Origin of the sequence: Histidinibacterium aquaticum (assembly GCF_008710275.1) — a bacterium.
Classification (GTDB): Bacteria; Pseudomonadota; Alphaproteobacteria; order Rhodobacterales; family Rhodobacteraceae; genus Oceanicola; species Oceanicola aquaticus.
In genome coordinates, this window is sequence record NZ_VYQE01000001.1 from 16,759 (window position 1) to 42,037 (window position 25,279).

25 protein-coding genes and 1 tRNA gene are annotated in these 25,279 nt (G+C 66.8%); 9 read left to right on the plus strand and 17 right to left on the minus strand.

The window, feature by feature from the left end:
• Positions 1–560: 560 nt before the first annotated feature.
• Positions 561–995, plus strand: coding sequence for a DUF5681 domain-containing protein (locus F3S47_RS19700; protein WP_150443188.1), 435 nt, complete (start codon positions 561–563; stop codon positions 993–995).
• Positions 996–1,063: 68 nt separating this feature from the next.
• The gene (locus F3S47_RS00075; protein WP_150443189.1) at positions 1,064–1,402 is read left to right on the plus strand and encodes a hypothetical protein; all 339 of its coding nucleotides are present in this window, start codon (positions 1,064–1,066) and stop codon (positions 1,400–1,402) included.
• A gap of 710 nt (positions 1,403–2,112) precedes the next feature.
• On the opposite strand, the gene F3S47_RS00080 is transcribed toward F3S47_RS00075, so the two are convergent.
• Positions 2,113–2,188: transfer RNA gene (locus F3S47_RS00080), tRNA-Thr, on the minus strand.
• Positions 2,189–2,232: 44 nt separating this feature from the next.
• Positions 2,233–3,891, minus strand: a complete 1,659-nt coding sequence (locus tag F3S47_RS00085) for an ABC transporter permease (RefSeq protein WP_150443190.1) — start codon at positions 3,889–3,891, stop codon at positions 2,233–2,235.
• Between the two features lie 81 nt (positions 3,892–3,972).
• Here F3S47_RS00085 and F3S47_RS00090 point away from each other — a divergent pair, with 81 nt between their 5' ends.
• A complete protein-coding gene (locus F3S47_RS00090) occupies positions 3,973–4,848 on the plus strand; it encodes a hypothetical protein (RefSeq protein WP_150443191.1) in 876 nt (291 codons plus the stop codon).
• A gap of 4 nt (positions 4,849–4,852) precedes the next feature.
• Complete coding sequence (locus F3S47_RS00095) at positions 4,853–6,028, plus strand: class I SAM-dependent methyltransferase (RefSeq protein ID WP_150443192.1); 1,176 nt, start codon at positions 4,853–4,855, stop codon at positions 6,026–6,028.
• A gap of 1 nt (position 6,029) precedes the next feature.
• On the opposite strand, the gene F3S47_RS00100 is transcribed toward F3S47_RS00095, so the two are convergent.
• Positions 6,030–6,305, minus strand: coding sequence for a DUF2312 domain-containing protein (locus F3S47_RS00100; RefSeq protein WP_150443193.1), 276 nt, complete (start codon positions 6,303–6,305; stop codon positions 6,030–6,032).
• A gap of 138 nt (positions 6,306–6,443) precedes the next feature.
• Between F3S47_RS00100 and F3S47_RS00105 the strand changes: the two genes are divergently transcribed.
• On the plus strand, positions 6,444–6,659 hold the full coding sequence (locus F3S47_RS00105; protein ID WP_150443194.1) for a cytochrome c-type biogenesis protein CcmH: 216 nt from the start codon (positions 6,444–6,446) through the stop codon (positions 6,657–6,659).
• Between the two features lie 36 nt (positions 6,660–6,695).
• Here F3S47_RS00105 and F3S47_RS00110 read toward each other — a convergent pair whose 3' ends face one another.
• Both F3S47_RS00110 and F3S47_RS00115 read right to left on the minus strand, forming a co-directional pair.
• Positions 6,696–7,784, minus strand: coding sequence for an ABC transporter ATP-binding protein (locus F3S47_RS00110; RefSeq protein ID WP_150443195.1), 1,089 nt, complete (start codon positions 7,782–7,784; stop codon positions 6,696–6,698).
• Positions 7,785–7,899: 115 nt separating this feature from the next.
• On the minus strand, positions 7,900–8,679 hold the full coding sequence (locus F3S47_RS00115) for an SDR family oxidoreductase (protein WP_150443196.1): 780 nt from the start codon (positions 8,677–8,679) through the stop codon (positions 7,900–7,902).
• 134 nt (positions 8,680–8,813) lie between these two features.
• Here F3S47_RS00115 and F3S47_RS00120 point away from each other — a divergent pair, with 134 nt between their 5' ends.
• From F3S47_RS00120 to F3S47_RS00130, 3 genes are all read left to right on the plus strand, one after another.
• Positions 8,814–9,836 carry a Hint domain-containing protein gene (locus F3S47_RS00120; protein ID WP_150443197.1) on the plus strand — a complete coding sequence of 341 codons (1,023 nt, stop codon included), beginning with the start codon at positions 8,814–8,816 and terminating at the stop codon, positions 9,834–9,836.
• 188 nt (positions 9,837–10,024) lie between these two features.
• Positions 10,025–11,620: a peptide chain release factor 3 gene (locus tag F3S47_RS00125; RefSeq protein WP_150443198.1), complete on the plus strand. Its 1,596-nt coding sequence runs from the start codon at positions 10,025–10,027 to the stop codon at positions 11,618–11,620.
• 31 nt (positions 11,621–11,651) lie between these two features.
• Positions 11,652–12,269 carry an exopolysaccharide biosynthesis protein gene (locus F3S47_RS00130; protein ID WP_150443199.1) on the plus strand — a complete coding sequence of 206 codons (618 nt, stop codon included), beginning with the start codon at positions 11,652–11,654 and terminating at the stop codon, positions 12,267–12,269.
• On the opposite strand, the gene F3S47_RS00135 is transcribed toward F3S47_RS00130, so the two are convergent.
• Positions 12,266–12,691 carry an OsmC family protein gene (locus tag F3S47_RS00135; protein WP_150443200.1) on the minus strand — a complete coding sequence of 142 codons (426 nt, stop codon included), beginning with the start codon at positions 12,689–12,691 and terminating at the stop codon, positions 12,266–12,268. The two genes, F3S47_RS00130 and F3S47_RS00135, sit on opposite strands and share 4 nt — an antisense overlap.
• A gap of 193 nt (positions 12,692–12,884) precedes the next feature.
• Between F3S47_RS00135 and F3S47_RS00140 the strand changes: the two genes are divergently transcribed.
• Positions 12,885–14,282 carry a DEAD/DEAH box helicase gene (locus F3S47_RS00140; protein WP_150443201.1) on the plus strand — a complete coding sequence of 466 codons (1,398 nt, stop codon included), beginning with the start codon at positions 12,885–12,887 and terminating at the stop codon, positions 14,280–14,282.
• A 54-nt stretch (positions 14,283–14,336) separates the two neighbouring features.
• On the opposite strand, the gene F3S47_RS00145 is transcribed toward F3S47_RS00140, so the two are convergent.
• From F3S47_RS00145 to nuoI, 11 genes are all read right to left on the minus strand, one after another.
• Positions 14,337–16,004 (minus strand): ribonuclease J, encoded by a 1,668-nt coding sequence (locus F3S47_RS00145; RefSeq protein ID WP_150443202.1) that lies wholly within the window; start codon positions 16,002–16,004, stop codon positions 14,337–14,339.
• Complete coding sequence (locus tag F3S47_RS00150) at positions 16,001–16,774, minus strand: type III pantothenate kinase (RefSeq protein ID WP_150443203.1); 774 nt, start codon at positions 16,772–16,774, stop codon at positions 16,001–16,003. The genes F3S47_RS00145 and F3S47_RS00150 overlap by 4 nt, the downstream gene beginning before the upstream one ends.
• Positions 16,775–16,781: 7 nt before the next feature.
• On the minus strand, positions 16,782–17,543 hold the full coding sequence (locus F3S47_RS00155) for a biotin--[acetyl-CoA-carboxylase] ligase (protein ID WP_223877664.1): 762 nt from the start codon (positions 17,541–17,543) through the stop codon (positions 16,782–16,784).
• Positions 17,533–18,969, minus strand: a complete 1,437-nt coding sequence (gene nuoN / locus F3S47_RS00160) for an NADH-quinone oxidoreductase subunit NuoN (RefSeq protein ID WP_150443204.1) — start codon at positions 18,967–18,969, stop codon at positions 17,533–17,535. The genes F3S47_RS00155 and nuoN overlap by 11 nt, the downstream gene beginning before the upstream one ends.
• Before the next feature lie 7 nt (positions 18,970–18,976).
• Positions 18,977–20,545, minus strand: a complete 1,569-nt coding sequence (locus F3S47_RS00165) for an NADH-quinone oxidoreductase subunit M (protein WP_191090032.1) — start codon at positions 20,543–20,545, stop codon at positions 18,977–18,979.
• A complete protein-coding gene (nuoL, locus tag F3S47_RS00170; RefSeq protein ID WP_150443206.1) occupies positions 20,545–22,692 on the minus strand; it encodes an NADH-quinone oxidoreductase subunit L in 2,148 nt (715 codons plus the stop codon). Before nuoL ends, F3S47_RS00165 begins: the two co-directional genes overlap by 1 nt.
• Positions 22,693–22,696: 4 nt before the next feature.
• Positions 22,697–23,002 carry an NADH-quinone oxidoreductase subunit NuoK gene (nuoK, locus tag F3S47_RS00175; RefSeq protein ID WP_150443207.1) on the minus strand — a complete coding sequence of 102 codons (306 nt, stop codon included), beginning with the start codon at positions 23,000–23,002 and terminating at the stop codon, positions 22,697–22,699.
• A gap of 251 nt (positions 23,003–23,253) precedes the next feature.
• Positions 23,254–23,727: a hypothetical protein gene (locus tag F3S47_RS00180; RefSeq protein ID WP_150443208.1), complete on the minus strand. Its 474-nt coding sequence runs from the start codon at positions 23,725–23,727 to the stop codon at positions 23,254–23,256.
• Positions 23,727–24,335, minus strand: coding sequence for an NADH-quinone oxidoreductase subunit J (locus F3S47_RS00185; RefSeq protein WP_150443209.1), 609 nt, complete (start codon positions 24,333–24,335; stop codon positions 23,727–23,729). Before F3S47_RS00185 ends, F3S47_RS00180 begins: the two co-directional genes overlap by 1 nt.
• A complete protein-coding gene (locus tag F3S47_RS00190) occupies positions 24,332–24,739 on the minus strand; it encodes a carboxymuconolactone decarboxylase family protein (protein ID WP_150443210.1) in 408 nt (135 codons plus the stop codon). The genes F3S47_RS00185 and F3S47_RS00190 overlap by 4 nt, the downstream gene beginning before the upstream one ends.
• 45 nt (positions 24,740–24,784) lie before the next feature.
• Positions 24,785–25,279 (minus strand): NADH-quinone oxidoreductase subunit NuoI, encoded by a 495-nt coding sequence (gene nuoI / locus F3S47_RS00195; protein WP_150443211.1) that lies wholly within the window; start codon positions 25,277–25,279, stop codon positions 24,785–24,787.

The following is a 25,279-nucleotide window of genomic DNA, read 5'->3' on the forward strand; positions in this document are numbered from 1 at the left end:
GACGGTGGGCGCTTGGTTAGCAAAGGTTGCGCACTGGTCCATCCACTTACAATGATCCATATTTTTCGCGCAATCAAACGGTGCCACAAACCAAGTCTTCAAGTCGTGAGTTAGGCTGACACGCCAATGTCGATCTTGCAAGTCCACTTACTCGAACGCCGTCTATCAGAGCCCAACGCGCTTAACTGGAAGGTGGATGATGGCAACTACCCAGACTATTGCTCTCGGCAAGACATGACCTGTTGGCCCTGCTCATGGGGAGAACTGCGCCGAAAGCGCAAATAGACCTTTTCAATCGTAGTCGTTGAATAAAATTTCTGAAGAAACCTCTATCCAAATATGAACATCTGTATAAGAGAAAGCATGCCTAGTTTAAGCAGCCGCCTTTCCGCATTAGAACGCTTAAGACCAGAATCTGAGGTGGCGATAGAAATTGACCTGCCGCCCGATCTCGAGGCTCGCGTCCGCGAAGCGAAGGACGCAGGCACCTTCCCGAGGTCATTATCGACAGATGATCTGCTCTGCATTGGGCGTGCATTCAGAGAGGCGCGAGGGAGTGCATGAGCCGTAAGAACGGCCAAGATACGGGCCGAGGAGCAGATGGTAGGTTCGGGCCAGGCAATCCAGGTCGCCCCAAGGGCTCTCGCCATCGGATTACTCGCGTCGCCCTCGAACTGCTTGACGGGGAGGCTGAGGCCCTCACGCGCTGCGCGATAGAAGCGGCCTTGGATGGCGACGCAAGAGCGATGAGGCTCTGCTTGGAACGCATTGTTCCACCGCGTCGAGAGGCGCCCGTCGAGTTCGATTTGCCAGCAATTCAAACTTCACGGGACGCGTCGCTGGCCGCCGGAGCAGTGCTCGATGCAGTCGCTAGTGGGAACCTGACGCCCTCTGAGGGTGCACACGTCATGGCGCTCGTGGAGGGGTTCCGTAGAACCCTAGAGACCACAGAACTTGAGGCGCGGATCGTCGCGCTAGAGAGATCCGAAGCTTAGGCGGATTTGTCGGCCGTCGCTGGGCGCGTGCAACGATGCCCGACCGCTTCTACCGAAAAGGGCAAAGCATGAAAGCTGACGACATGACCGATGACGAGGTAACTGCTGAGATCTTGGCGATCTACCGCGAACAGGACGCGTTCGGCCGGGCGGTGATGCAGCTCGAGGTCGCGGCGCTTACGCGCGGGGACCGAGACCTGTGCGAAGCGCTCTCGCAGTTGAGACTGGTGGGGGGCGGGGGCTTCGGGGACATGCCCGATCTCGTTCTTCTGGAGTGCCTAGGAAGGCTGCCTGACGAGGGCGAGCGGAACGCTTGGGGGCTAGCCTTCAACCTGAGCTACGAGGCCGGAAACCACGAGACCTTGGCGCGCCTCGAACGGCTGGCGCAGCGGCGGCTGGCCCACTGAGAGCGGGCAGCAACGCGGTCATGTTCCAGACGGGAAAATTAGGGCGACCCCATCCGATCTCGGCCTGCCCCGTACGGATGCCCCTGAGGGTCCGGTGTTGATTGAGACCGAGACCAATGGACCGGTTTTCAGATCGCGTAGCGGATGGCCTGGCGCCATAGGCGGGATGGGACGCTATCCTCCCAGCGTCTTTGCAAGTGCACCGGCGATCTCGCCAAGCAGCTGACCAGCCTGAGTTGCGTCGATGCGATTCTCTCGAGCCTCTACTGCCGCTTCGGAGATCGACATCTGGCCGTCACCGAAATCGATAGCCTGTCCGAGAGCAGCAAGGCCCCGGGAGGTTAGACAAACACCCGTGGAGGCTGCGTGGCCCCGCTGAGACTCGAAATAGACTAGTCCTTCTCGGGCCATCCACAGAAAAGCGTCAAGGAAGAGCTTCGTCTCCCTCTTGGCTGCGATTTGGCCTGCCGGAAGCTTGCGGCGCTCGATCCCGTCTCAGCGAGTTCGAGCAGAATTCGACCGACCATACGGGCTTGGTCTTTATACCTATCCGAGAGATTCAAGTCTGATCCCTTCACGACAATGTACGGTGGCGACGACGCTGCGCGAGCGAAACCAAGTGCGAGCCTATACCGTTACCCCTCTGTTACCCCCAAAAAATCTGGGTAACTCGGAAGCCCGGCTATCTGCGCCCAAGTTATTGATTTTTTTGGTGCCCCCAGAGAGACTCGAACTCCCGACCCACTGATTACAAATCAGTTGCTCTACCAGCTGAGCTATAGGGGCACGCATCGCCGTCTAGCACGCCGTTCTCGCGCGCGGCAAGCGCCTCAGCGGTTCGCCCGGGCGAGAAGAGCGACGGCGATCAGGCTGACCGCGGTGATGGTGAGAGCCGCCGGCGCCGCCTCAGCGATATTCTCCAGCGAGGCCTTCTCGTGGACGCGCGTCGCCAGCGTGTTGTAGTTGAACGGACGCAGGACCAGCGTGGCGGGCAGTTCCTTCACGCAGTCCACGAAGACCAGCAGCAGGGCCGATCCGACCGAGGCGCGCACCAGCGGGACGTGGACCGCGCGCAGCGTGCCCCCGGCGCTCCGCCCAAGGGACCGCGCCGCCATGGGCAGGCTCGGCGGCACCCGGCCCAGCGCGGCGTCCGACGTGCCCTGCGCGATGGCGAAGAAGCGGACCACATAGGCCAAGACCAGCGCCGCGGCCGTGCCGGTGAGCAAGAGCCCCGGATCGTAGCCCGTCAGCGCGAGGATTCCGTCGGCGATCCGGTTGTCGAAGGCCGCGAGCGGGATCAGGATTCCAATCCCCAGCACCGCCCCCGGGGCCGCGTAGCCGATCGCCGTTACGGGCATCAGCAGGACCGGCAACCGCTTCCCCGTGAGGCGCACGCCATAGACCATGAAGAGACCGCCCGCGACGCAGATCACGGCGGCGAGCCCGCCCGTCACCACCGTATGCAGGAAGGCCCGGCCCAGTCCCGGCGCCAGCCACTGGTCGGCATCGGCGGCATGGCCGGAGATCACCGCCACCGGCAGGACGAATCCCAGCAGGACCGGGAAGAGGCAGGCCGCGCTCGCCGTCCAGGCCTTCGCGCCGGAGAGCGTCTCTCCCTCGATCGGCCGGACCTGCCGTGCCGTCTGGAAGACCCGGGACCGGCGGCGGGAGAGCTTCTCCACCAGCACGAGCACCACGATCAGCGTGAGCGAGAGGACGGCGATCTGCGCCGCGCCGCCCACGTTGCCGGCCTGAAGCCAGACGGAGAAGATGCCGGTCGTCAACGTCTGAACCGCGAAGTAGTCGACCGTTCCGAAATCGTTGATCGTCTCCATCATGACGACCGAGACACCCGCGGCGACCGCCGGCCGGACGAGAGGCAGACCGACACGGACGAACCGCGCGACGGGCCCCGCGCCCAGCGCGCGCGCGACCTCGAAACCCGCGCCGGACTGCTCCCGCAGCGCCGCCCGTGCGAGGATGTAGACGTAAGGGTATAGCGCCGCCGAGAGCACGATGATCGCCGCGCCCCGTGTCCGGATCTCTGGAAACCAGTAGTCGCGCGAGGTCTCCCATCCCATGGTGCCGCGCAACCATGTCTGCACCGGTCCCGCGTATTCGAGGAAGTCCACGAGCGCGTAGGCGCCCACGTAGGCGGGCACGGCCAGGGGCATCAGCAGCGCCCACTGAAGCCAGCTTCTCCCCGGAAAACGGTACATGACGACGAGCCAGGCCGCCCCCGTTCCGACGGCCGCCGTCAGGGCGCCGACGGAGAGCATCAGCACCACGGTATTGCCCAGGTATCGCGGCAGGGTCGTCGAGACGAGATGCGGCCAGATGTTCTCCGTGGGCGTCAGGGCGAGCCAGAGGACCGCGCCAACCGGCAGAAGCACGACGGCGGCGATCAGCAGCGCACCGAGGGACCAGCCGTCGGGCGCGAAACGTGGCCGACCGGCCCCCTTGGGAAGCTGACTCGTTTGCTCGGACATCGACAGCGCCGTAGCCGAAAGCGGTTTGCCTGTCGAGTGAGCGGGGACTAGTCTCCCCGGCGGGCAAGGACCGGGGGCAGCGTGCAGATCGTCTATCATATCGGCGCGAATTGCACGGATGACGACCGCCTCCTTCGATCGCTCCTCAAGAACGCGGACACCTTCGCGCAGGAAGGGATCAAGGTGCCCGGGCCGGGAAAGTACCGGCGGCTGCTGCGCGAGACGATCCAGAATCTGAACGGACGTCCCCCCAGTCCCGACACCCGCGACATCCTGCTCGACGCGATCCTCGACGACGAGGAGGCCGACCGGCTGGTGATGAGCCATTCGGAGTTCATCTGCGTGCCGAACCGGGTCTTCCTCGACGGCGGCTTCTACAACCTCGCCGCGTTCAAGGTGGCTTCCCTCGCGCGGCTCTTCCCGGAAGACGCGCTGGAGCTGCACCTTGCCATCCGGAACCCGGCCACCCTGATACCGGCGCTCTACCATACCGCCCACTCGGGCGACTTCAGCGGCTTTCTCAAGGGGGCCGATCCGCGCCAGCTGAGCTGGTCGGACGTGGTGATCCGGATCAGGTCCGCGGCCCCCAACGCACCGCTGACGGTCTGGTGCAACGAGGACACCCCGCTGATCTGGGCGCAGCTCATCCGGGAGCTCTCGGGCGTCGACCCCACGACCCGGATCGCCGGCGGCTTCGATCTGCTCAACGCGATCATGTCCCCGGCGGGCATGCGCCGGCTGCTCGGCTACCTGAAGACCAATCCGCCCCGGACCGAAGCCCAGAAACGCCGGATCATCGCTGCCTTTCTCGACAAGTACGCGATCGACGAGGAAATCGAGGAAGAGCTCGACGTGCCCGGCTGGACACAGGAAATGGTCGAGGACCTGAGCGACGCCTACGAAGAAGACGTGGAGCGCATCGAACGGATGCCGGACGTCAATTTCATCTCCCCGTGACCACATGACCGACCGCGTCCGCGCCCAGTACGAGGCCTATCCCTACCCCACCCGCGATCCGCGCGACGAGGCGACCCGGCTCGTGTCCGGCTCGCCCTCGGACCCGGTCGAGATCGATCACTTCCTCTTCGGCGGCCGCAGGGACTGGTCGCAGGGCACCCGTATCCTGGTGGCCGGCGGCGGGACCGGGGACGGGCTCGTGCAGATCGCCCAGGTTCTCGCCTGGGCCGGCGTCGAGGCCGAGATCACCTATCTCGACCTGTCCGAGACCGCGCGCGAGATTACCGAGGCGCGGGTCGCCGCACGCGGGCTCACGGGCGTCCGGTTCGTCACGGGATCCCTCCTGGACGCGGCCGAGCTGGGGCGCTTCGACTACATTGACTGCTGCGGGGTGCTGCACCACCTGCCCGACCCGCCCGCGGGATTCGCCGCGCTCCGCTCTGCGCTCGCCCCCGGTGGCGGGATCGGCTTCATGGTCTATGCGCCGCTTGGCCGGACAGGTGTCTATCCGCTGCAGGAGGCCTTTGGCGAGCTATTCGGCCGAATGACCGAAACCGAACGGCTGTCCGCCGCCCGAGAGGTCATGGAGCGGATCCCGGCCGGCCATCCGTTCCGCCTCAATCCCCATCTCGGGGACCATCTCTCGAGCGATGCGGGGTTCTACGACCTGCTGCTGCACAGCCAGGACCGGTCCTACAGCGTCACCGAGCTTCTCTCGACGCTGGAGGCGACCGGGCTGTCCCTCGTTTCCTTCGTGCCCGAGGGGCTCTACGACCTGGAGCGCTTTCATCCCGTTCCGGAGGGGATGAGCGCGGCGCGGTCCATGGCGCTCGCCGAGGCGCTCGACGGCATGATGAAGGTCCATGTCGGCTACGCCGTCCCTCAGCCCGAGACGCGCGCGCCCGCCACCGCAAGACCGGACCTCGTGCCGCATCTCGAGGGGCCGGCGGATCGCATCGCCGCCGCGCTCGCCTCGCGGGGCCGGATCGGCCTTCGCGCCGCCGGGCGGGCGGTCACAGTGGCACTGCCGACGCAGGACGCAGCCTATGTCGCGCGGATCGACGGCAGGGCCTCGCTCGGCGAGATCGGCGCGCCTCCCGAGACCTGGTCCCGGATCGAGGCGGCCTTCAGGCCCTGGAACCTGCTGCGCTATTCCTCGCTGCCGCCGCGCCCGGAGTGATTCACATCCCCAGCGCGGACTTGTACATGTCCAGAACGGCCTCTTCCTCGGCGATGTCGTCTGGCTCGCGCTTGCGCAGGGCGATCACCTTGCGCATGACCTTGGTGTCGTAGCCGCGCGCCTTGGCCTCGGCCATGACCTCTTTCTGCTGGTCGGCGAGGTCCTTCTTCTCCGCCTCCAGCCGCTCGAACCGCTCGATGAACTGGCGCAATTCGTCGGCGGTCACGCGATAGCTGTCGGGTGCGGCATTGTTGTCGACCACGGGTGCATCGGACATCGGCTGGCCTTCTCGGATGGTGGCTGAGGGGCCTTTGCTAGCCCGCCGCAGAGGCCGCTTCAAGGGCCGATGGCGGCTCGGCCCTTGCACCGGCGGCGAGGCTCGGGCAAGTGGCCCCGGACCGAACCGGAGGACGGCATGGACTGGTTGATCTGGATTGGCGCGGCGCTTTCGGTGCTGGGCATTTGCGGCATCTTCCTGAGCATCGTGAAGGTCAGCCGGGCCCGCCGGGCGGGCCTCTCCGACGAAGAGCTGCGGAAGAGGCTGCAGGGAATCCTGCCGCTCAATCTCGGCGCGCTCTTCCTGTCCGTTATCGGACTAATGGCCGTGATCGTGGGCATCGCCCTCGGCTGACCGGCCCGGACGATCGTCCGGTATCGAATACCTGTCCTAGTGCCGCGGGAAGACGAAGCAGCGCTCGCGCCGGACCATCAGCCAGAGCGGCATCCCGACCCGCGGAAGAAAGACCGACGGCACCCGCGCCTTCAGGATCGAGCCGTCGAAGTCCATCTGGAACTCGACGAGGCTCTCGGCTCCCATGAAACGGGCCCGCCGCACGATCCCGCGGGCCGGCGTACCCTCCGCCGCCGTCGGATTCGGACCCCGCCCCCCGCGGTCGAAGTCGATCTTCACGTGCTGCGGACGAAAGACGATGTCGACCGCCGTCCCGTCCGGCACGCCGGGCGCGAGGAACTGGCCGAAAGGCGTTTCCGTAAGGGCGCCCCTCACCACGCCCTCGATCACGTTCACGTCCGAGAAGAAGGCCGCCGCCGCAAGGTCGGCCGGGGCATTGTAGATGTTGTAGGGCGCCCCCTGCTGGACGATGCGCCCGTCGCGCATGAGAGCGATCTCGTCGGCCATTCTCATGGCTTCGGCGGGCTCGTGGGTGACCAGCAGGACCGCCGTCCCCTCGGCCTTCAGCACGTCGAGCGTCTCGTCGCGGATCTCGTCGCGGAGCCGGTCGTCGAGGCCGGAAAAGGGCTCGTCCATCAGCATGATGCGGGGTCGCGGCGCGAGGGCGCGGGCCAGCGCCACCCGCTGCTGCTCGCCCCCGGAAAGCTCGTGCGGATAGGCCGAGATATGGCCCGTCATACCGACCCGCTCCAGCAGCTCCTCGACCCGCTCCTGCACGGCGCGCTTCGGGCCGGTCAGGCCGAAGGCCACGTTCCGCGCCACGTCGAGATGGGGAAAGAGGGCGAAGTCCTGGAACATGAGCCCGATGGAGCGATCCTCGGGCGGCACCCAGAGCGCGCCGTCGCAGACCGTGCGGCCGTCGACGGTGATGCGGCCGCTGTCCGGTCGCTCCACCCCGGCGATCATCCGCAGTGTCGTGGATTTGCCGCAGCCCGATGGCCCCAGAAGACAGGTCACCTGGCCCGCCATGACGGAGAGCGACACGCCGTCGACCGCGGTCCGCGCACCGAAGCGGCGCCGCAGGTCGGCCATCTCGAGCCGGGGCATGGGGGTCTCGGGTTTCATGGCGCCGCTATTCCGACCGGTCCAATCAGGATCGACGCCCGGAGATAGACTCTCGGACCGGCGTGGACAAGCGTCCGCCCCGGGGACGGACGCCTGTCCGGAACCGGACGGGCGATCAGATCGTCGCGTTCACCGCGCCGCCGTCGAGCAGCAGGTTCTGACCCACGATGAACTTCGCCTGCGCCGAGCAGAGGAAAGCGCAGGCCGTGCCGAAGTCGCCGGGATCGCCGTAATCGCGCGTCGGGATCGTCGCCTTCCGCTTGGCGCGGGCCTCGTCGAAACTGATGCCCTCCGACTTGGAGACTCCCGTGTCCAGCGCATCGGCCCGGTTGGTCGCGTGGATGCCCGGCAAGAGATTGTTGATCGTGACGCCGTAGGGCGCCACCTGCCGCGCCGTGCCCGCCACGTAGCCGGTGAGGCCCGCGCGGGCGGAGTTGGACAGGCCCAGCTGCGGGATCGGCGATTTCACCGACTGCGAGGTGATGTTCACCACCCGGCCCCAGCCGCGGTCCATCATCGCGGGCAGGCAGGCCTTCATCAACGCGATCGGCGTCAGCATGTTGGCGTCGAGCGCGGCGATGAAGTCGTCCCGCTCCCAGTCGGTCCACATGCCGGGCGGCGGACCGCCCGCGTTGGTCACGAGAATGTCCGGCTTGTTCGCGGCCTCGAGCACCTCGGCCTGCCCCTCGGCGGTGGTGACGTCGGTGGCGACGGTGGTGACCGAAACGCCGTATCTCCCGCGGATCGCTTCCGCCGCCGCCTCGAGCGCCTCGGCGCCCCGCGCGTTCATCACGAGGTCCACCCCGGCCGCCGCCAGCGCCTCGGCGCAGCCGAGTCCCAGCCCCTTCGAGGAGGCGCAGACCAGCGCGCGCTTGCCCTTGATGCCCAGATCCATTTGTCCGTCCTTTCCTTGTCGTTCGTGCAGAGATGCACCAAACGCCCGTGCGGGGCCAGAACGTTGACCAAGTCTCGCCCCATTCGTAGCCTAGCTCCTCGGGCCGGACCGGCCCCAAGGAAGACCCAAGCCCCATGTCCCTCGCCGACCCCATCCACGCCGTCCAGACCCTGCCGGTCTTTCCCGCAGAGGCGTTCCGCGTGGAATCCGGCGTGGCGGAGGGGGACGCGATCTCCTTCGCCGACGAACTGGTGATGGACGACATCTACCACCTCGGCACCGGCGCGGCCCGCAAGCGGCTGACCATCGCGCTCGGCGAGGCCGAGCGGACCTTTACCGTCGCATCCGGCTCCGAAGTGGGCCACGCCGGCAACCTGCTCCACCTCGACAGCTGCCTGACCTTCATGGCGGGCGACGGCTCGACCTACGAGGCTCTCGTCCTGGTCGAGGTCGAGGCCGACACGGCGGCGGGCGTCTACCTCCTGCCGCTGGCCACGCTGAAGGAGAAGCTGGACTACCGACTGGTCGGCGTCGACCGGAAGACAGCCTCCACTCGCTTCGCCGAAGTGGCCTGCGTCTCCTTCACCCGGGGGACGCATATCACCATGGCCAGCGGCGAGCAGCGGCCGATCGAGCGGCTCAAGATCGGCGATCGGGTCCTGACCCGCGACGACGGGCCCCAGGAGATCCGCTGGGTCGGGCAGAACACGCTCCGGGCCGTCGGCGCCTTCGCCCCGGTGGTCATCACCCGCGGCACCCTGCACAACGAACACGATCTCGTCGTCTCTCCCGATCACCGGATCTTCGTCTACCAAAGGCGCGACCGGCTGGGCGCGGGGCGGGCCGAGGTGCTGGTGAAGGCCCGCCACCTGGTGAACGGGACGACCGTCTACCAGCAGGACGGCGGCTTCGTGGACTACTTCCAGCTGCTCTTCGACGACCACCAGATCATCTATGCCGAGGGAATCGCCGCGGAGAGCCTGCTGGTGGACCCGCGCACCCGAGGCGCCCTGCCCGCCGACGTCCGCGACGGCATGGGCGCCGGAGACGCCTCCCACGCCCACCGGCCGCATCTCGACTTCGAGGTGCGCGACGAGCTGCTGGCCGGGCCCGACGCGGTGGAGGTCCTCAGGCGCGCCTCCTCGAGCGGCACCTGATCCGGCGGAGCGGCCCTCGTGGGCCGCGCTTCGTCAGCCCGGGATCGCCGCCGGCGATCCCGGGCGGTCCCGGGGGCTCCGCCCCCGCTTGCGCCCCCGGGGGGGGGGCGCAATTCTCCCCCGGGATATTTGCCCCCAGAAGACGGGCGCGATTGTGCTTCGCCCCGGGCCGGGATAGATCGCGGCCCATGTCGAACCGCCCTGCCCTGCCCCCGGAAATCGGCCGCCGCCGGACCTTCGCGATCATCTCGCATCCCGACGCCGGCAAGACCACGCTGACCGAGAAGTTCCTCCTCTACGGGGGCGCCATCCAGATGGCCGGACAGGTGCGCGCCAAGGGCGAGGCACGGCGGACGCGGTCGGACTTCATGCAGATGGAAAAGGATCGCGGCATCTCCGTTTCGGCCTCGGCCATGTCCTTCGACTACGACCGGTACCGCTACAACCTCGTCGACACGCCCGGTCACTCCGACTTCTCGGAGGATACCTACCGGACGCTCACCGCCGTCGATTCCGCGATCATGGTCATCGACGGGGCGAAAGGCGTGGAGAGCCAGACGCGCAAGCTCTTCGAGGTCTGCCGGTTGCGGGACCTGCCGATCCTGACCTTCTGCAACAAGATGGACCGCGAGAGCCGGGACACCTTCGACATCATCGACGAGATCCAGGAAAACCTCGCGATCGACGTGACACCCGCCTCCTGGCCGATCGGCATGGGGTCGGATTTCGTCGGCTGCTACGACCTGCTGCGCGACCGGCTGGAGCTGATGGACCGGTCGGACCGCAACCGCGTGGCCGAGAGCGTGAAGATCGAGGGGCTCGACGATCCCAAGCTGGCCGAGCACGTCCCGGCGCACCTGCTGGACCAGCTCCGGGAGGAGATCGAGATGGCGCGCGAACTGCTGCCGCCGCTCGACCACCAGGCGCTGCTCGAGGGGACGATGACGCCGATCTGGTTCGGCTCCGCGATCAACTCCTTCGGCGTGAAGGAGCTGATGGACGGCATCGGCCGCTACGGGCCGGAGCCGCAGCCGACCTCGGCCGAGCCCCGCCAGATCGCGCCGGAAGAGACCAAGGTGACGGGCTTCGTCTTCAAGGTCCAGGCGAACATGGACCCGAAGCACCGCGACCGGGTGGCCTTCGTCCGGCTCTCCTCGGGGCATTTCGAGCGGGGCATGAAGCTGACCCACGCGCGTTCGAAGAAGGCGATGACGATCTCGGCGCCGGTCCTCTTCCTCGCCTCCGACCGCGAGCTCGCGGAGGAGGCCTGGGCGGGCGACATCATCGGCATTCCGAACCACGGCCAGCTGCGCATCGGCGACACGCTGACCGAGGGCGAGGCGCTGAAGGTCACGGGCATCCCCTCCTTCGCGCCGGAGCTGTTGCAGGGGGTCCGCGCTGGCGACCCGATGAAGGCCAAGCACCTGGAAAAGGCGCTGTTCCAGTTCGCCGAGGAAGGGGCGGCAAAGGTCTTCAAGCCGGCCTTCGGCTCTGGCTACATCGTGGGCGTCGTGGGGGCGCTGCAGTTCGAGGTCCTCGCGAGCCGGATCGAGATGGAATACGGCCTGCCCGTGCGCTTCGACGCCTCGCAGTTCACCTCGGCCCGCTGGGTCCATGGCCCCAAGGCGAAGGTCGAGGCCTTCACCCAGGCCAACAAGCAGCACATTGCCCACGACAGCGACGGCGACGTGGTCTACCTCACCCGGCTTCAGTGGGACATCGACCGCGTTCAGCGGGACTATCCCGACATCACGCTTTCGGCGACGAAAGAGATGATGGCGTGATGGGCCGGGCGCGGCGCTCGGCGCGCGGCGCATGACCGGCGCCACGGACAACCCGATGACAGAGGGCGCGGCCGGGCCCGAGCAGGTGGACGATATCGTCTCGACCCTCGACGATCTCGCCCGGGAGAACGACGAGGTGAGCTTCGGCGACATCGTCGAGACGCTCGGCGCCAAGGGCTACGGACCACTGCTGCTCGCGCTCGCGGCGCTCATGGTGCTGCCGGTGGGCATGATCCCCGGCGTGGGCGGCGCCATCGGGCTCGTGATGGCGGTCATCGGGCTGCAGACACTACGGGGCCGAACCGGCCTCTGGCTGCCGAAAACCATCCGCGACCGTTGCATCGGGGCGCAGCGGATCCGGGGCGCGGCCGACCGGCTTCGGCCCGCGGCGCGCTGGCTGCGCAAGCGGCTCAAGCCGCGGCTGGTTATCCTGGCGGAGGGGCGCGTTTCGCTGACGGTCATCGCGCTGCTGCTGATCGCGCTCGGGCTTTCAATGACCGTGCTGGGGGCGATCCCGGTCCTCGTGCCCCTGGCGGGGCTGCCCGTTCTCTTCTTCGCGCTCGGGACCGTGGCGCGCGACGGGGCGGCCGTCGCGGCGGGATACCTGTTGCTGATCCCGCCGCTCTGGGTCGGTCTGGCCTGGGGCTAGGCGAGCTTCGCCTCAAGGCCGATATCGCAGCTCAGCACCTTCGACACCGGGCAGCCCTTCGAGGTGGCCTCGGCGATCTTCTGGAACTCGGCGTCGTCGATCCCCGGCACCGTCGCGGTAACCGAGATGTCGGCCTTCGTGATGGCGAAACCGTCATCCACCTGCTCGAGCGAGACGGTGGTCTTGGCGTCGATGTTGTCGGCGGTGTAGCCGGCATTGCCCAGCTCGAGGCTCAGCGCCATCGCGAAGCAGGAGGCATGGGCCGCGCCCAGCATCTCCTCGGGGTTCGAACCGGGCTCGCCCTCGAAGCGCTTCTGGAAGCCGTAGTTCACGTTCTTGAGCGCACCGCTCTCGGTCGAGACGGACCCCGTCCCCTCCTTCAGCGTGCCCTGCCAGTTCGCCGTGCCGTATTTGCGGATCATTGCGCTCTCCTTCTGGATGATTGTCCGACTCGGGAAACGGTCGGAGGGGCCAAGCCGTTCCGAGGCGCGACTTTCTTGACCTCGCGTGTCAGGCCGCGTATGGCGACGCCTCAAGGGGACCCCCGGCAATCCGGCCCGGGGTCGGCCGCGCGAGGATGCGGCCGTTCATGCCGCAACCAAGCGAAAGGCATCCATGACAAAATTCTCCGAGCTGAACCTCAATCCGAAGGTTCTGAAGGCCATCGAGGAAGCCGGCTACGAAACGCCGACTCCGATCCAGGAGGGCGCGATCCCCCCGGCGCTCGAGGGCAAGGACGTGCTGGGCATCGCCCAGACCGGCACCGGCAAGACGGCCAGCTTCACGCTGCCGATGATCACCCTGCTCAACCGGGGGCGCGCCCGCGCCCGGATGCCGCGGAGCCTCGTGCTCTGCCCCACGCGGGAGCTGGCGGCGCAGGTGGCCGAGAACTTCGACGTCTACGCGAAGTACACCAAGCTCACCAAGGCCCTGCTGATCGGCGGCGTGAGCTTCAAGGAGCAGGACGCGCTGATCGACAAGGGCGTCGACGTGCTGATCGCTACGCCCGGCCGCCTTCTCGACCATTTCGAGCGCGGCAAGCTGCTGCTGACCGGGGTCCAGATCATGGTGGTCGACGAAGCCGACCGGATGCTGGACATGGGCTTCATTCCGGACATCGAGCGGATCTTCGGCCTCACGCCCTTTACCCGGCAGACGCTCTTCTTCTCGGCCACCATGGCCTCGGAGATCGAGCGGATCACAAACACCTTCCTCTCGGCGCCCGAGCGGATCGAGGTGGCCCGCCAGGCGACGGCTTCCGAAACGATCGACCAGTCGGTGGTGGTCTTCAAGCCGACCCGCCGCGACCGCGAGGGATCCGAGAAGCGCGCCGTGCTGCGCGCTCTGATCGAGAGCGAAGGCGCGGACTGCCGCAACGGCATCATCTTTTGCAACCGCAAGGTCGACGTGGATGTCGTGGCGAAGTCCATGAAGAAGTACGGGCTCGACGCCGCGCCGATCCACGGTGATCTCGACCAGTCGCAGCGCACCAAGACGCTCGACGCCTTCCGCGACGGGTCGCTGCGGTTCCTCGTGGCCTCCGACGTCGCCGCCCGCGGGCTCGACATCCCGAACGTGAGCCACGTCTTCAACTACGACGTGCCCAGCCACGCCGAGGACTACGTGCACCGGATCGGCCGCACCGGCCGGGCCGGGCGCGAGGGCCGGGCCATGACCATCTGCGTGCCGCGCGACGACAAGTATCTCGAATCGATCGAAAAGCTGGTCGAGAAGGAGATTCCGCGCCGTGAGAACCCGGTGAAGCTGAAGGGTCCGAAGGACGACGCGCCGAAACAGGACGCAGCTCCGAAAGACGACAAGGCTCCGGAAAAGCAGGCCGCGCCGAAACCCGACGACAGTCCGAAAGAGGACAGCGGGTCCAAGGGCAAGAAGCGCTCCTCGCGTGGCGGCAAGGGCCGCGGCTCCGACAAGCGGGACGAGCCCGTCGTCGGCATGGGCGACGATGTCCCCACCTTCATCGCTCAGAGCTTCGAAGAGCGTCTCGTGAGCTGACCGGATCGCAACGGCCGTCCCCGGCCGTTGCTGCTCCGTCTCGCCCGCCCCCGTTCAGGCCAGGCGGCTGATCACCACGGTCACTTCCGGCTTCTTGCCGATCTCGTTCTGCGAGGTCCGCCGTACGATCGTGCGCAGCTCCTTCTCGAGCGCGCCGTCGTCCGCGAGCGTCTTCTTCGCCGCCCGCCCCACGAACTGGTCGAGATCCGCCTCCAGGACTTCCACCAGCGGCGTGCGAGATTGCCCTTCTTCGGCGAGACCCATGGTCTCGCACCAGGGCTCGCCCAGCGGCGTGCCGTCCTCGTCGATGATGAGCGTGACCAGCACATGGCCGTTCAGCGCCATGCGGATGCGGTCGCGCACGACGCCATCAAGCGCCCCGATCTGAACCGACCCGTCGAGATAGGTCCGCCCGGTCTCGATGAACTCCGCCACGCGCGGCGGCTCGGCGGAGAGATCGACCATCGTCCCGTTGACCGCCAGCAGCCCGCGCATACCGCCGGCCTCGGCAAGGCGCACGTGCTCGGTCAGGTGGCGGTGCTCGCCATGCATGGGCACCAGGCAGTCGGGCCGGACGACCTCGTGCATGGCCTGCAGGTCGGGCCGGTTGGCGTGGCCGGAGACGTGATAGAGGCCGGAGCTGTCGTCGATCACCTGGACGCCCTTCTCGGACATCTGGTTCATGATCCGGATCACCCCCCGCTCGTTGCCGGGGATGGTCTTGGACGAGAAGAGGAAGGTATCCCCCTCCTTCATCTCGAGCCCGAGGTACTTGCCGTTGGCGAGTTGGGCCGAGGCGGCGCGCCGTTCGCCCTGGCTGCCAGTCACCAGCAGCATCAGACTCTCGCGCGGGATGTCCTGCGCGTCTTCTGGCGTGACGGTCCTGGGGAAGTCCGTCAGCAGCCCGGTCTCGACCGCCGCCTCGACCATACGCCGCATCGCGCGGCCCAAGAGGCAGACGGAGCGCCCTGCCCGCTCGGCCGCGGTCGCCAGCGTCTTCAGGCGCGCGATGTTCGAGGCGAAGGTCGTTGCGACGACCATGCCCTGCGCCTCGGTCATCAGCCGCTCGATCTCGGGGCCGACAGAGAGCTCGGACCGTCCGGGATGATGCGAGAAGACGTTTGTCGAGTCGCACATGAGCGCGCGCACCCCGTCCTTCGACACCTCCGACCAGAGATCACGGTCGAAGGCCTCGCCCACGACAGGGGTCAGGTCGATCTTGAAGTCGCCGGTGTGCACCACGCGGCCCGCGGCGGTGTCGATCGCCAGGCCAGCGGACTCGGGGATGGAATGCGACACGGGGACGAAAGAGACGGAGAACGGCCCCGCCTGCACCGTCTCGGGCCAGGGGGAGACGGTCTGCACCGCGGCGGGATCGACCACGCCGTACTCTTCCAGCTTCCGGCGCGCGATGTTGGCCGTGAAGGCCCGCGCGTAGATCGGCGCCCGCAGGCGATGATAGAGGTGTCCGACCGCGCCCACGTGATCCTCGTGCGCGTGGGTGATGAAGACACCCTCGATCTTGTCGCGCCGGGCCTCGAGCCAGGCGATATCGGGCAGGATGAGGTCGACGCCGGGCGTGCCGTCCATGTCGGGAAAGGTCACGCCGAGGTCGACGACGATCAGACGCTCGTCGCCAGGCGTGCCGTAGCCGTAGACGTAACAATTCATCCCGATCTCCCCCGCGCCTCCGAGGGGGAGGTAGAACAGTCGCTCGCTCATGAATTTTCCTTGTTGTATCGATGGATGACCTTCAGGCCATGCATGGTCAGGTCGCTCTCGACCCTGTCAAATAGCACATCGGCCTGATCGAACAACGGCGCCAGGCCACCTGTCCCGATCACTCTCATGGGCCGGTCGTATTCCGCCTTGATCCGCCCGGTCAGCTCACGGACGAGGCCGACGTAGCCCCAGAAGATCCCCGACTGCATGCAAGCGACGGTATTGGTCCCGATGACCGCCTGCGGCTTGGTGATATCGACATGCGGCAGCGCCGCCGCGGCCTGGTGCAGGGCCTCCAGCGACAGGTTCACGCCGGGCGCGATGACTCCGCCCACGTAGGCCCCGTCCTCTGCCACGACGTCGAAGGTCGTCGCCGTCCCGAAGTCCACGACGATGAGGTCGCCGCCATGCCTGTCGAAGGCACCGGCGGCATTCACGAGACGGTCGGAGCCCACCTGGGTGCCCGCGTCGACGCGGGGATCGGTGGGCAGCAGGCAGTCCGGCTTGCCCACGACGAGGGGGCGCGTGCCGAAATACCGGTCGGAAAAGACCCTGAGATTGAAGACCACCCTCGGCACCGTGGACGAGATGATGACGTCGGTGATGCGCGGCTCGATCCCGTGATGGGTCACGAGGGTCGAGAACCAGACGAAGTACTGGTCGGCAGTCCGCTGGTGCTCGGTCGAGGTCCGCAGGGTGCAGATGAACTCGGTGCCGTCCCAGATCGAGAACACCGTGTTGGTGTTGCCGCAGTCGATGCAGAGCAGCATGGGCGCCTCAGAAATAGATGTCGGCGGCGGGGATCGCGCGCGGGCCGTCCGGCGTCACGAGGACGAGGTTGCCCTCGCTGTCGACCGTCTCGAAGGTGCCCGTCACGTCCTCGCGCCCTGTCCGGGCCGTGATGACCTCGCCCAGCCGCGCGGCGTGCTCGAGCCACTCCTCCCGGACCCGGTCGAAACCGAGCGCCTCGAGGATGCCCTCCTGCGTGGCGTAGTTCGACGCGAGGACGGTGAGGAACTCCTCCGGCTCCACCCGCTCTCCGCCCTGGTCGAAGAGCGACACCGGCCGGAAGGCCATGTCCGGCTCGTCCGCCGGGGCGTCCACGAGGTTCACGCCGATGCCGATGGTCAGCCAGTCGACGTAGGGCGCGCCGCCGCTTTCCAGAAGGATGCCGGCGACCTTGCCCTCGTGCAGCAGCACGTCATTGGGCCACTTGAGCGATAGCGCATCCCGGTCGACGTAGATCGCAAGCGTCTCGAAGAGGGCGTTGGCGGCCAGGAAGGAGCGGCGGGCGGCCTCCGGGGCCGTGCAGGCGGGCTTCATCACGAGGGTCGCGGCGAAGTTGCCCGCCGCCATGGCCCAGGCCCGGCCGCGCCGGCCCCGCGCGCCCGTCTGCCGGTGCGCGAGGACCCAGGTCGGCCTTGCGATCTCGGGGGCGAGACGGGCCGCCTCCTCCATCGTCGAGCGGCACTCGTCCAGGATCAGACGGTCGTGTCCCTCGGGCCAGAGGGCCCCGGTGTCCCCACCCTCAGTTGACAAGCGTTTCCGCCGCGGCCGCGGCCAGCGGCTCGATCCCGAAGAGGTTGACCACGCCAAGGACCATCACCGCCGCGGAGCCGACGAGCAGGGTCCAGAGAACCGCGTTGCCGCCCTTGTCCAGCGCCTCCCGCTCCTCGCCGAAATACATGTAGTAGACGATACGGAGGTAGTAGAAGGCCGCGATGACGCTGGCGATCACGCCGGCGACGGCCAGCCACGCGAGCCCGCCGTCGTAGGCCGCGCGCAGGACGTAGAACTTGCCGAAGAAGCCCACCAGCGGCGGCACGCCGGCGAGGGCGAACATCAGCACGAGGAGCGCCAGCGCCTTGAGCGGTTCGCGCGCGGAGTAGTTGTGCAGCGCGTCGATGTCCGTCACGGGGCGTCCGTCCTTCTCCATCGAGAGGATGAAGGCGAAGGTGCCCACGTTCATCACGATGTAGATCACCATGTAGACCAGCATCGCCTGCACGCCGAAAGCCGTCCCCGCCGCGAGCCCCATGAGCGCGAAGCCCATGTGGGTGATCGAGGAATAGGCCATCAGGCGCTTGATGTTGGTCTGCCCGATCGCCGCGATCGCGCCGAGGAACATCGAGACCACCGAGAGGAAGGCCACGATCTGCTGCCAATCGCCGGTCACGCCGCCGAAGGCGTCGAACATGACCCGGGCGAAGAGGCCCATGGCGGCCATCTTGGGGGCCGTCGCGAAGAAGGCCGTAACCGGGGTCGGCGCGCCCTCGTAGACGTCGGGCGTCCACATGTGGAAGGGCGCGGCGGAGACCTTGAAGGCGAAACCGGCGGAGAGGAACACCAGCCCGAAGAGCAGGCCCAGCGGCACCTCGGTCGAGGCCGCCTCGATGATCCCGGAGAAAAGCGTGGTGCCCGCAAAGCCGTAGGTGAGCGATGCGCCGTAGAGCAGCAGGCCCGAGGAGAGCGCGCCGAGCACGAAGTACTTCAGGCCCGCCTCCGTCGACTTCACGCTGTCCCGCCGTAGCGAGGCCACGACGTAGAGCGCGAGCGACTGCAGCTCGAGGCCCATGTAGAGCACGATCAGGTCCCCTGCCGAGACCATGACCATCATCCCCACCGAGGCGAGCGCCACCAGCATCGGGTACTCGAACCGAAGCAGATCGCGGCGTGCCATGTATTCCTGGCTCATGACCAGGACGAGGGCGGCGGAGACGAGGATGACGACCTTGGAGAACCGTGCGAAGCCGTCGTCGATGAAGGAACCGCCGAAGGCCACCCGGGTCTCGTCCGGCCCGTAGCCGATCCAGACGGCGCAGGCGAGGAAGACCGCGGCCGTCGCCCAGACCAGCGCACCCGCAACCTTGTCCTTGCCGGTGTAGACCGCGCCGATCAGACCCAGCATCGCGTAGACGGCGATCACCAGCTCCGGAAGGGCGACTTGGATATCCGCAGAGATCATGGCGCGGTTACTCCTGGATTTCGGCGATTTGCGTGGCCGGCTCGTAGGCCGCCTGCGCGGTTTCCACGTTCGAGATCAGGTTCTCGACGGAGGGGCCGATGATGTCGGTCACGAGGCTCGGGTAGACGCCGAGCAGGATGGTCATCACCACGAGCGGGGCGAAGATCGCACGCTCCCGGCCGGTCATGTCGGTGATCGACTTCAGGCTTTCCTTGATCAGGTCGCCCATGACCACCCGGCGGTAGAGCCAGAGCGCATAGGCCGCGCTGAGGATCACGCCCGTCGCGGCGACCGCGGCGACCCAGGTGTTGACCTGGAAGACGCCCATGAGCGTCAGGAACTCGCCCACGAAGCCCGAAGTGCCCGGCAGGCCCACGTTCGCCATGGTGAAGAGCATGAAGATCAGCGCGTAGGCCGGCATCCGGTTCACGAGGCCGCCGTAGGCGTCGATCTCCCGGGTGTGCATCCGGTCGTAGATGACGCCCACGCAGAGGAAGAGCGCGCCGGAGATGAAGCCGTGGCTCAGCATCTGGAAGATCGCCCCGTCGATACCCTGCTGGTTCACCGCGAAGATGCCCATGGTCACGAAGCCCATGTGGGCGACCGACGAATAGGCGATCAGCTTCTTCATGTCGGCCTGCACCAGCGCGACGAGCGAGGTGTAGACGATGGCGATGGCAGACAGCCAGAGCACCAGCGGCGCCATGACATCGGTTCCGATGGGGAACATCGGCAGCGAGAACCGCAGGAAGCCGTAGCCGCCCATCTTCAGCAGGATCGCCGCCAGCACGACCGAGCCCGCCGTGGGCGCCTGGACGTGCGCGTCCGGCAGCCAGGTGTGCACTGGCCACATCGGCATCTTCACCGCGAAGGACGCGAAGAAGGCCAGCCAGAGCATCGTCTGCAACCCGCCGACGATCTGGATCCCGAACAGCGGGAAGGTCTCGCTCGCGAAGTTGTAGCCGAGCAGGCCGGTCACGCCCTCGGGACAGGCGCCGATACAGGTCGTGCCCGACTGCGAGAACATCACGACCATGGCCACCAGCATCAGCACCGAGCCGAGGAAGGTGTAGAGGAAGAACTTGAACGAGGCGTAGATCCGGTCCTTGCCGCCCCAGATGCCGATGATCAGGAACATCGGGATCAGGCCGCCCTCGAAGAAGAGGTAGAAGAGCACGAGGTCCAGCGCCATGAAGACGCCGAGCATCAGCGTCTCCAGCACGAGGAAGGCGATCATGTAGTCCTTCACGCGGTGCGTCACGTTCCAGCAGGCCGCGATGGTCAGCGGCATGAGGAAGGTGGTCAGCATGACGAAGAGCACGCTGATCCCGTCGACGCCCATCCGGTAGCTCAGGCCCAGCAGCCAGTCCCGGTCCTCCACGAACTGGAAGCCCGTGTCCTGCGGGTCGAAGCCGAACAGGATGAAGAGCGAGATGATGAAGGTCGCGACCGTGGTCGCCAGCGCGACCCACTTGGCGTTGGACTGCGCCGCCGCGTCGTCGCCGCGCAGGAAAAGCGCGAGGATCGCGGCGCCCAGCAGCGGGAAGAACGTCGTGAGCGAAAGCAGGTTGCCCATCAGTTGGCCCCCCCGAAGATCGTCATCCAGGTGATGAGCAGCGCGATCCCGATCACCATCAGGAAGGCGTAGGTGAAGATGTAGCCCGACTGCAGCCGCCCGAGCTGGCGGGTGAAGAAGGGCACGATACCCATGGCGATGCCGTTGATCCCGCCGTCGATGACGCCGCCGTCACCCCGCTTCCACAGGAACCGTCCGAGCCCAAGGGCGGGCCGCACGAAGACCGCGTTGTAGAGCTCGTCGAAGTACCACTTGTTCAGCAGGAACTCGTAGAGCGGCCGCTGATTTTCGGCGAGCTTGCCCGGCAGATCGGGGCGGCGGATGTACATCAGGTAGGAGACCCCGAAGCCCAGGAGCATCGCGATGAAGGGCGAGACCTTGACCCAGGTCGGCGCGTGGTGCGCGCCGTCCATCACGTGGTTGTCGGGGCTCATGTAGATCGCCCCCTCGCCCGGCGCGGCGTAGCTCGCCTCGGCATGCTCCTCGTCGGTGGGCTCTGTCACGGCCTCTCCCGCCGCCTCGACGTCGCCCTCGGCGAGTTCCTCGACAGCAGCGCCGACGCCGACGCCTTCGGCTACTTCGCCCTCTTCGCCGCCTGTCTCCTCGACGGCCTCGTGGGTCGTCGGGATGCCGAAGAAGCGGTTCACGCGGTCGTGCTCGCCGAAGAAGGGCGCGTACCAGATCATCCCGGCGAAGACGGCGCCGAGCGCCAGCACGCCGAGCGGCGCGGTCATGACCGTCGGGCTCTCATGCGCGTGCTCATGCGTATGCTTGTCGCCACGCGGCTTGCCGAAGAACGTCAGGAACATCAGCCGCCAGGAGTAGAAGCTCGTGAAGGCCGCCGCGATGACCAGCGCCCAGAAGGCGAAGGCCCCGCCGCCGGCCCAGGCGCTCTCGATCACCGCGTCCTTGGACAGGAAGCCGGCGAAGCCGATGTGCGTGAGCGGGATGCCGACGCCGGTGATGGCCAGCGTCCCGATCATCATCGCCCAGAAGGTATAGGGCATCTTCTTCCGCAGGCCGCCGTAGTTCCGCATGTCCTGCTCGTGGTGCATCCCGTGGATCACGGAGCCCGCGCCGAGGAAGAGCATCGCCTTGAAGAAGGCATGTGTGAAGAGGTGGAACATCGCCACCGAGTAGACGCCCACGCCCGCGGCCACGAACATGTAGCCGAGCTGCGAACAGGTCGAATACGCGATCACGCGCTTGATGTCGGTCTGCACGAGACCCACCGTCGCGGCGAAGAAGGCCGTCGCCGCGCCCACCACGGTGATGAAGCCCGTGGCCCAGGGCGCGAATTCCATGATCGGCGACATGCGGCAGACCAGGAAGACGCCCGCGGTGACCATGGTCGCCGCGTGGATCAGGGCCGAGACCGGCGTCGGGCCCTCCATCGCGTCCGGCAGCCAGGTGTGCAGCAGCAGCTGCGCCGACTTGCCCATGGCGCCGATGAAGAGAAGGAAGGCCACGACCTCGGCCGCGTTCCAGTCGGACCAGAGGAAGGTCACGACGGTCTCGGACAGTTCGGGCGCCGCCGCGAAGATGTCGTTGAACTGGATGCTGTCCACGAGGAAGAACAGCATGAAGATGCCGAGCGCGAAGCCGAAGTCGCCGACACGGTTCACAACGAAGGCCTTGATCGCGGCGGCGTTGGCGGAAGGCTTGCGGTAGTAGAAGCCGATCAGCAGGTACGAGGCGAGGCCCACGCCCTCCCAGCCGAAGAACATCTGCACCAGGTTGTCGGCCGTCACGAGCATCAGCATCGCGAAGGTGAAGAACGACAGGTAGGCGAAGAAGCGCGCCTTGTAGTGCTCGCCGTGCCGGAAGTTCTCGTCGTGCGCCATGTACCCGAAGGAATAGAGGTGCACGAGCGCCGAGACGCTGGTGATGACGATCAGCATGATCGCCGTCAGCCGGTCCAGCCGGATCGCCCAGTAGGTGTCGAGCGTGCCGGACGAGATCCAGCGCATGATCTCGATCTGCTGGGTCTCCATCGGCAGGGTGAAGAAGATGATCCAGGAGAAGAAGCAGGCGACGAAGAGCAGGCCGGTGGTGACCCACTGCGCGCCCTGCTCGGTGATGATCCGCCAGCCGAAGCCCGCGATGAGCGCGCCGATCAGCGGCGCGAAGAGGATGATCTGCGCCATGGTGTCAGCCCCGCATCACGTTGATGTCTTCCACGTCAATCGTGCCGCGGTTGCGGAAGAAGCAGACGAGGATCGCGAGCCCGATCGCCGCCTCGGCCGCGGCGACCGTCAGGACGAAGAGCGTGAAGACCTGGCCCGTCAGATCCTCGAGGTACGAGGAGAAGGCCACGAAGTTGATGTTGACCGACAGCAGCATGAGCTCGATCGACATCAGCAGGATGATGACGTTCTTCCGGTTCAGGAAGAGGCCGAAGATCCCGATGACGAAAAGCGCCGCCGCCACCGTCAGGTAGTGTTCCAGTCCGATCATGTCCCTGGTCCCTCTTCCGTCCGCTTCAGAGGCTGACGAATCCGCCGATGATGAGAATGGCCACGATGACCACGACGAGAATGATGGTGTTGCGGCTCATGACCGGTCTCCCCTTGCCCGCTGTGCGATCCCTGCACTCTGTCCCATCTGTCCCTCGTTCACTTGGCGGCTCTCTTAACCGCCGGAAAATCCATTTGCCACCGCTACCCCGACGACGATCGCGACGATCACCGCGATGGCGGGGCCGGCCTTCATTCCGGCGGCTGCCAGGGCGTCAGCCCCTCGCCCGCGTCGGGGTAGAAGGCCGCGCAGCCGCAGTTCTGCCGCTCGCTCTGGCGCACCTGCGCGGGGGCGCCGTTCGCCGTTAGGCGAAAGGCGATGTCCTGGCCGGAGAACTCCACCTCCGAGGCCAGCGCCTCCTGCATGAAGCCCACGATCTCGTCGGACGTCCGGCGCTCGCCATTCGGCAGCTCCGGCTGAGCAGCGATCAGGAGAAAGCCGCTCTCGCACTCTGTGAAGACCACGAAGGGATCGGGAACCTCTTCGCTCGCCGCGTCCGTGTAGGCCTGCGCGACGAAGCCCTGCCCCAGGTCCTGCGGCACCTCCGAGAGCGCCTCGTCCCCGGACATGGGCACGCAGGCCTCGGGCGCGGGCGCCTGCGCCGCGGCCGAGCCGGCGGCGAGGATCAGCGCGGGCGCGATCCGGGAGAACGAGACGAAGCGCATCAGAGCCCCTGCCCCGACTTCACGTCCTTGAGCTCCATCGACTTGGCCGGATCGCGGTAGATCTGCGCCAGGATGTCCTGCCGCTTCACGTCCTCGCGGTGGCGCAGCGTCAGGACGATCGCCCCGATCATCGCGACCAGCAGGATGAGACCCGCCAGCTGGAAAAGCAGGATGTAGCGGTCGTAGAGCACGAGGCCGAGGCCCGTGGTATTCTGCACGCCGCCCTCGACCGGCACGGCGCGGCGCATCTCGGCGCCCTCGCCGAAGGTCCAGACGCCAAAGGCCAGCGCGAGCTGCATCAGGATCACGACACCGATCAGCAGCGCCAACGGCATGTACTTTGCCATCTCAGCCTTCAGCGCGGCGAAGTCGATGTCGAGCATCATGACCACGAAGAGGAAGAGCACCGCGACCGCGCCGACATAGACGATGATCAGCAGCATCGCGACGAACTCGGCCCCGAGCAGGATGAAGAGCCCGGCGGACGAGAGGAAGGCCAGGATGAGCCAGAGCACGGAGTGCACCGGGTTCCGGGCGATGACGGTAAACAGCCCCCCGGCGACCGTGGCGGTCGCGAAGATGTAGAAGGCGATGACGGCTGGGGTCATTGATCCTCGTCCTTTCCCTCTTCCATGACCTCGTTGGCGAGTTCCATCGCCTTGGTCATGGCCGGTACGCCGCCGAACACCGCGGCCGTCGCGATCGTCTCGGCGATCTCCTGTTTCGTCGCCCCCGCCTCCCGGGCGTGGCGCACGGTAAGCCGGACCTGGCTCTCCGCTTGGGCTCCCATGATGGTCAGACCCTGCAGCGTCAAGAGCAGCCGTGTCTTCGCATCGAGCCCCTCCGGATTGAAGGTCTTGCCGAGAAAGCTCTCCATCATTCCGGCGGGCATCGTCGGCCACATCTGCTCGAACCCCTTGGGCGTGAAGGTCTCGAGCGCGGGATTCATGGCCCGGGCCCAGTCCTGGCCCATCTTCATCATCGCCTCGAAGGGGTTGCTCTGATCACTCATGGCGTCTCCGCGAGACGGCGGGATGTCTGTGTCCCGCCTGTCCGCTCATCGGTAGGGCGCGTCGATTTCCAGGTTGCGCGCGATCTCGGCTTCCCAGCGCTCCCCGTTTTCCAGGAGCTTCTGCTTGTCGTAGTAGAGCTCTTCCCGGGTCTCGGTGGAGAACTCGAAGTTCGGTCCCTCGACGATCGCATCGACCGGGCAGGCCTCCTGGCAGAAGCCGCAGTAGATGCACTTGGTCATATCGATGTCGTAACGCGTGGTCCGACGGCTGCCGTCCTCGCGCGGTTCGGCGTCGATGGTGATGGCCTGAGCCGGGCAGATCGCCTCGCAGAGCTTGCAGGCGATGCAGCGTTCCTCGCCGTTGGGGTAGCGGCGCAGCGCGTGCTCGCCCCGGAAGCGCGGGCTCAGCGGGCCCTTTTCGTGCGGGTAGTTCAGCGTCGCCTTGGGAGCGAAGAAGTACTTCAGCCCCACCTTGAAGCCGGCGAAGAAGTCCTGAAGCAGAAAGTACTTCGCGGCGCGGGTGTAGTCGATCTGAGTCAT